The organism is Proteus sp. G4380, assembly GCF_963885725.1.
Taxonomy (GTDB): Bacteria; Pseudomonadota; Gammaproteobacteria; order Enterobacterales; family Enterobacteriaceae; genus Proteus; species Proteus mirabilis.
This window is the reverse complement of the sequence record NZ_CAWPAV010000054.1, coordinates 1-7,210: the sequence shown is the minus strand read 5'-3', so window position 1 is coordinate 7,210 and position 7,210 is coordinate 1. Positions and strand designations below refer to the sequence as shown.

At 39.0% G+C, this 7,210-nt stretch carries 7 protein-coding genes; 6 read left to right on the top strand and 1 reads right to left on the bottom strand.

Features of this window, described 5'->3' with window-relative positions; genetic code table 11:
* Positions 1 to 367 precede the first annotated feature (367 nt).
* The 6 genes from AACU98_RS04930 to ydhT all read left to right on the top strand — a co-directional run bounded on the left by AACU98_RS04930 (position 368) and on the right by ydhT (position 6,410).
* Entirely contained in the window at positions 368 to 997 is a 630-nt protein-coding gene (locus AACU98_RS04930) for a ferredoxin-like protein (RefSeq protein WP_004245149.1), read from the top strand.
* 52 nt (positions 998 to 1,049) lie between these two features.
* Positions 1,050 to 3,152: an aldehyde ferredoxin oxidoreductase gene (locus tag AACU98_RS04925; RefSeq protein WP_004245150.1), complete on the top strand. Its 2,103-nt coding sequence runs from the start codon at positions 1,050 to 1,052 to the stop codon at positions 3,150 to 3,152.
* Positions 3,153 to 3,170: 18 nt separating this feature from the next.
* On the top strand, positions 3,171 to 3,884 hold the full coding sequence (locus AACU98_RS04920; protein WP_223293421.1) for a YdhW family putative oxidoreductase system protein: 714 nt from the start codon (positions 3,171 to 3,173) through the stop codon (positions 3,882 to 3,884).
* 66 nt (positions 3,885 to 3,950) lie between these two features.
* Complete coding sequence (locus AACU98_RS04915; RefSeq protein ID WP_004245152.1) at positions 3,951 to 4,622, top strand: 4Fe-4S dicluster domain-containing protein; 672 nt, start codon at positions 3,951 to 3,953, stop codon at positions 4,620 to 4,622.
* Positions 4,619 to 5,416 carry a thiosulfate reductase cytochrome B subunit gene (gene phsC / locus AACU98_RS04910; RefSeq protein ID WP_004245153.1) on the top strand — a complete coding sequence of 266 codons (798 nt, stop codon included), beginning with the start codon at positions 4,619 to 4,621 and terminating at the stop codon, positions 5,414 to 5,416. The genes AACU98_RS04915 and phsC overlap by 4 nt, the downstream gene beginning before the upstream one ends.
* A gap of 7 nt (positions 5,417 to 5,423) precedes the next feature.
* A complete protein-coding gene (gene ydhT, locus AACU98_RS04905) occupies positions 5,424 to 6,410 on the top strand; it encodes a protein YdhT (protein WP_004245154.1) in 987 nt (328 codons plus the stop codon).
* A gap of 166 nt (positions 6,411 to 6,576) precedes the next feature.
* On the opposite strand, the gene AACU98_RS04900 is transcribed toward ydhT, so the two are convergent.
* Complete coding sequence (locus AACU98_RS04900; RefSeq protein WP_103429208.1) at positions 6,577 to 7,059, bottom strand: DUF943 family protein; 483 nt, start codon at positions 7,057 to 7,059, stop codon at positions 6,577 to 6,579.
* Between the last annotated feature and the right edge of the window lie 151 nt (positions 7,060 to 7,210).

Below are 7,210 nucleotides of genomic sequence, written 5' to 3'. Positions count from 1 at the left end.
TATAAACAATATTAATTATCCTTCGTAATTACAGATAAGAACAATAATCACTTAATTTAATTTTTTAACTAACGATAATTAATTTTATTTCTATGATTGCAGTCACAGAATAAATTTTTTAATAACCACAATATCATAATGGTTAATGAAAAATACGTAAAAACCGAATGTAACATATTGTAAATACAAATATTTAACAATTCACCACAAGCTATTTTCAGTAATAAAAAGTGTTGATAACTATTATATCTATTCTAAACCAATCGTTATTATATTTTATATACAACGAAAAACAAGTAGAGAAAAGAACACATTTATCATCACAACTTATTTCTTATTTAAATTAGTTAAGCGGAGATAAATATTAATGTCTGATACACATCATCGTCCTATATTAGATATTGGACTATCAAGACTAGAGTTTCTGCGAATATCCGGTAAAGGGCTGGCAGGGATCACCATAGCACCCGCACTACTTTCTCTTTTAGGTTGTAAGCAAGAAGAAATAGACAGTGGCGTTATTCAACTGACAACCACACCTAAAGGTGTATTAGTGACTAATCGTGCCCGTTGCACTGGCTGTCATCGTTGTGAAACAGCATGTACAACATGGAATGATGGTAGCGTTGGCTCTTTCTTCTCCCGTACTAAAATCCATCGTCATTTCTATTTTGGTGATAAAGGCATTGGCTCTGGAGGGGGCTTATATGGCGACTTAAACTTTACCACTGATACTTGTCGCCAATGCAAAACACCCGAGTGTATGAACGTCTGCCCAGTAAAAGCTATCCGTTATCAAGAAGAGTTTGGCTGTATTGTCGTTGATACTCGTCGTTGTATCGGCTGTGCCGCTTGTACAACAGCTTGCCCGTGGATGATGGCAACCGTCAATCCACAAACGAAAAAATCCGGTAAATGTAATTTATGTGGTGAATGCGCTTCAGCATGCCCAACAGGGGCATTGCACATTATTGAATGGAAAGAAATTACCGTTTGATTTTTCTTAGCAATCACCTCATTGACCCCTCTTTAGATTAGGAAGCAATATTATGATTAACGGCTGGACTGGCAATATACTAAGAATTAATTTAACTACCGGTGCCATCTCTCGCGAAAGCTCAAGCCAATACAAATCCTTAATTGGTGGTATGGGCTTTGGCTACAAAATTATGTATGAAGAAGTTGCACCCGGTGTAAAACCTTTTGATGAAGAAAACAAAGTGGTATTTGCGGTAGGCCCGCTAACAGGATCAGGCGCACCCTGTAGCTCTCGCGTCAATATCACCTCTCTTTCAACCTTTACTCGCGGTAATTTAGTGGTTGATGCCCATATGGGAGGCTTTTTTGCCGCATGGATGAAATTTGCCGGCTATGATGCGTTGATCATTGAAGGTCAGGCAGATAACCCCGTGTGGATCCATATTGATGATGACCAAGTTTCCATTGAAGATGCCTCTTTTTTATGGGGAAAAGGAACTCGTCAAACAACAGAAGAACTTTGTGCTCAAACAAGCCCAGAAGCGTGTGTTGCTGCTATTGGCCCTGCGGGTGAAAACCTTGTCCCTCTTTCAGGACTTATCAATAGTCGTAACCACAGTGGTGGTGCTGGAATTGGTGCCGTACTTGGTGCTAAAAAATTAAAAGCGATTGTGGTTGAAGGAAGCCGTGGCGTTAATGTTGCCGATCGTAAAGCGTTAAAAGAGCTTAACGACTATATGATGACACAACTTATTGGCGCAAATAATAATCACGTCGTACCAAGTACCCCACAATCTTGGGCAGAGTATTCACATCCGGGTTCACGTTGGACTGCACGTAAAGGGCTTTATTGGGGAGCAGCTGAAGGTGGCCCCATTGAAACAGGGGAGATCCCACCGGGCAATGCCAATACTGTCGGCTTTAGAACCATGAAATCAACCTTCGATCTTGGCCCTGAAGCAGAACAATACACGGTAAAAATGGGGGGATGCCACTCATGTCCTATTCGCTGTATGTCACAACTTAATGTCCCGCAAGCGAAAAAATTTGGCGTACCTCAAACAGGCGGAAACACTTGTGTCGCCAACTTTGTTCATACCACCATTTTCCCTAATGGCCCGAAAGATATTGAGAAAAAAGGCGATGCCAATGTTGTTGGTAATCTTGTCGGCCTCAATATTTTTGATGATATGGGCTTATGGTGCAACTACGGTCAGCTTCATCGTGACTTTACTTATTGCTATACCCACGGAGTTTTTAAACGCGTTCTTTCTGAAGAAGAGTATAACGATATTCCTTGGGATAAACTTGAAGAAGGTGATCCCGCATTTATCAAAGATTTCTATTACCGCTTAGCCCATCGTAAAGGTGAATTTAGTCACCTTGCTGATGGCTCTTATTTAATTGCACAACGCTGGAATTTAGGTGAGGAATATTGGGGTAATAAGAAAAATAAACTTTGGTCACCGATGGGTTTCCCTATTCACCATGCAAATGAGGCTTCTGCTCAAGTAGGCTCCATCGTCAACTGTATGTTTAACCGCGATGCGATGACACATACTCATATCAACTATATCGGTAGTGGTTTACCGCTAAAATTACAAAAAGAGATTGCAGGTGAACTATTTGGTTCTGGTGATGCTTTTGATGAAACCAAAAACTACACGCCGATTAATAAAGCAAAAATCGCCTATACCAAATGGACCATTTTGCGTAGTTGCCTACATGATGCCGTGACATTATGTAACTGGGTATGGCCAATGACCGTATCACCTCATAAAAGCCGCAACTATCGTGGCGATTTAGATATGGAAGCAAAATTTTTCACTGCCATTACCGGTGAACCAACCACTTCTCAAGATCTTGATTTAGCCTCAGAACGCATCTTCACTTTACATCGTGCTTACACGGTTAAGTTAATGAACACAATGGATATGCGTAATGAGCATGACCAAATCTGTTCATGGGTATTTGATAAAGATCCTGATATTCCTGTCTTTACGGAAGGGACAGACAAAATGGATAGAGAAGATATGCAACTCTCTCTCACCCTATTTTATGAAGAAATGGGCTGGGATCCACAATTAGGCTGTCCAACAAAAGCAACTTTAGTACGCCTTGGATTACAAGATGTTGCTGACGATTTAGCATCACGTGGCTTATTACCCAATTAATAGGTAAAGGAGATCATGATGAATAAACAGAATGCATCAGCCTCTATACCACCTGATATTGCTCATGATGCTGATATTACTTTAGAACAACCGGATATTTCTCTTCGTCGTTGGCTATTGCCGTTATCAGAGAGAGGTATTGGGCATGGTACTCACACCTTAACGGATACCACAGAAGAGCAAATTGAAGATATCGCGCAATTATCGGCTGAACAACACCTAGCCAATGCAATCCGTCAATGTTCAAAAGAAGGTGAACTATTAGCTATTTCCACGCTGTATGATGCGCCTTATTCACTCTCTGAAGAAGAGGTAATGCAATTAAGAGTCGCGTTGAACGAGGACGCTTTCGTTGATATTACTTATTTAACACATAATGGTGAGGATTATTTCTATTCTGACACTGTTATGTCAGATAACTATGCACAATTACAGCTTCTCAATAGATATACCGATATTTGTACTGCCATTGCAGGTTTAGTTCGCTTTGAATGCGAAACCTACCCTCGTCCATTGAAGCAAAGCATGTTGATGTCGGAGCCTTTTTATTACACCGCTGCAGAAATAGACGATGCATTGACGCTGATGAAAACTCACCCTGATTTTCAAGATATTCAGCAAATATTCGCCTCTAACAATGCCCCTTACCTATTTAGTAGCACCCTAATGAGTTATGGCAAGGCGAGAGGGTTAACAGAATGGCTGGAGGTAGAACAATATGAAAATCCTTAATGCTCCACCCTGTCGACGAAATGTTCTGTGGGTATTACAACAGCATCAGATTGAGGAGCAAAAATAATGCATGTTTCTCGCCGTAAATTTGTAGCAGGTATAGGTACTGTGATCTTTTTCAGTGCGCCACTGGGTAGTGCCTTAGCGGCAGCCACAGATAAAAAACCGATACGCTATGCCATGATCCATGACGAAACACGCTGTAATGGCTGTAATATTTGTGCCACAGCGTGCCGTCGATTAAATAAAGTACCAACCGGAATGGCGCGAATGGATATTGCACACATTCCATTAAGCTTAAAAGAAGATAACGATAAGTACCATTTTTTTAGACACTCATGTCAGCAGTGTGAAGATGCTCCTTGTATCTCGGTTTGTCCTACGGGCGCATCTTGGCGCGATGAAAGCAATGGTATTGTTCGCGTTAATAAAGAGAAATGTATTGGCTGTAGTTATTGCATATCAGCCTGTCCTTACCAAGTTCGTTATCTTAATCCCGTAACACATGTTGCTGATAAATGTGACTTTTGTCTTGAGTCTCGATTACAAAAAGGGTTCCCACCGATTTGTGTCAGCGCTTGCCCACAAAACGCCCTACTCTTTGGTAGAGAAGATAGCCCACAAATTCAGCAATGGCTAAAAACACATGACTACTATCTCTATCAACTTGATGGAGTAGGAAAACCGCATCTTTATCGACGTGTTGGACCTCATGTACAAGGGGGAGATAACGTATGAGTGCAATAAATATCATGCCAAATGCAGCACAATTTCAAGCCTCACTCAAACAGTATGTCTTAATCTATACACCGGACTATTTACCACTTTGGTTAATTGTTGCCGGCGTATTATTTGTCGGCATGCTACTTGTACTCGCACTTCATGGTTTTTTACGTTACCGCTTTGCCACACCCCATGGAGAGCATCATCAAGAAGAGAAACTCTATCTTTACTCAAAAGCGGTACGTTTATGGCATTGGAGTAATGCAACTTTATTTATCTTACTCCTTCTCAGTGGCGGGATTAACCATTTCGCCCTACTCTCGGCACATGACACGGCGTTACTCGTCAATGTGCATGAAATTTGTGGTTATCTACTCTTAGTATGCTGGTTGTCCTTTGTATTAATTAATCTTGTTGGTGGCAATGGTAAATTTTACCGTATTGACAGTAAAAACTGGTTGCAACGAGTATTAATGCAAACACGTTTTTATCTTTACGGCATTATTAAGGGGGAAGATCATCCTTTTCCAGCCACTCCCAAGGTTAAATTTAATCCACTGCAACAAATGGCTTATTTAGGTGTGATGTATGCATTAGTACCATTACTTTTAATCACGGGGATCTTACTGCAAAATCCCATGTTTATCCCTGCTGATGCTGTGCTATTTAAAGCTTGGTTATTAATAATTCACCAAATACTAGCCGTGTGTAGTGTCTTTTTTATCTTTGGTCACCTTTACCTGTGTACCACCGGAAGAACGCCATTCCAAACCTTTCGCAGTATGGTTGACGGCTACCATAGACACTAATAAATAGATGGTTCAAGGAGCTTATATGTCAGTCCCTTCACAGGAAAATATCACACTAACCAAAGAAGACTTACGCCAACTGCATGTTTCAAGTTCACTTTATCGTTGGTTTTTGCGTTATTTTCCCCATGGAGGTACTTACCGTGCTATCCATAATGAATTGATAAAACAACGTCAAACACAATGGATAGAAAGCTTAATTCAATATATTTATCTGCGTCATTTTAGTCAGTCCTCTTTTGCCAAACAGGAACAAGAAGTGATAGAAAACATCTTGTCCCTGTTAGGCAATGAAAAACAAACCGGTGTGACATTACAACGTTTACCCTATCACCAACCGCAATCTAGCGACGAAAACATTCAGTTTTCTACCGAATGGCATCAACTGATTGTCAAAAGCCAACAATTTAATACCGCCCTCGCATTATGTGGTCGTGATAATATTGTCGCCTTTTCCGGTGATGAAAACAGTATTGCTAACACTGGTTATAGTAACCAATTAATCAACAGCGGATTTGCTGGAAAGATCAGTAATACGGCAGATCAATGTCGTATTGGTAGCTTAGGAGGACGCTCTCGTATTTGTAATAGTGGCAACGATGTTAAAATTTACGCTTCTGGTCAAGGGGCGCATATTGCCAATAGTGGTATAAGAAACTTTATTAATGCGACTCAATCCCGTACAAAAGTCACCAATACTGGTGATTTAGCACATATTACTGTTACTGGCGATAACGCCATTGCTATCAACACAGGTGATAACTGCACACTCTCTGTATCTGGGGATAACAGCGTGTGTATCTCAACAGGGCATCTTCAGCAATTTTGCTTAGGAAAAGGCGGTAGCGCTGTGATTGCCTATCACGATGGAAAACGTACCCGCTTTAACGTTTTCTATGAAGGTGAAGATAATATTGAGGCCGGCATTCACTACTACTTAGATGAAAAACAGCGCCCTGTTGCAATGGATAATATTACTGAACTCAATAATTAATAAAAAATTCTCATAGAAGCTATTGGGCAAATATGGAGACGAAACACGATAACGTCGCATTGTTTCACAAAGATTTAGAGTTATATTTTATATTTTTGATATAAACAGCAAAATATATTTTTAAGCATAAAATGTGAATAAGCTATTATCACCACTTGTGACCAAGTTATGCATTAGGGACTACTGTGATAGTTGTATTAGCATCCTTGTCTTTCTTTATAAAAGAACCATTTTTATCTTTAATATATGCAGAATTACCGATCCTAATTTCCTCTTCATTTAAAGAATACATTATTGACATCACTTTATCTTTTTCTATACATTTTTTGTTACTTTTAATTTCAGTAAAACATAATCGATCGTATTTTCCTTCTTCTAAATATCCATCACCGTAATTCCATATAGAAATCAAAAATAAACTATTTTTATTCTTAAATAAATCATACTTTTTATCTAAAACATCTTGATTGTTTTTCCACCATATTATTTTTCCATAATCAGTTATCGGAAAATCCTCAACCAGAATAGAGGTGGTATACGTATCTTTATGTACCTCCATGACTTTAACGGGAATAAAAAACTCATACACTACAAAAAAAATAAAAGATAGCAAAAATATGATTATTGTTATTTTATATTTAAAAGCCATTATTTTGGACTCCGAATTTTTATATTAATAGTTGCTTTTATATTGGTCACAAACAGTTTAAAACCTAATTTTTCAATCAAGAATTGCAGTGATAGTTGTATTAGCATCCTTGTCTTTCTTTATAAAAGAACCATTTTTATCTTTAATATAT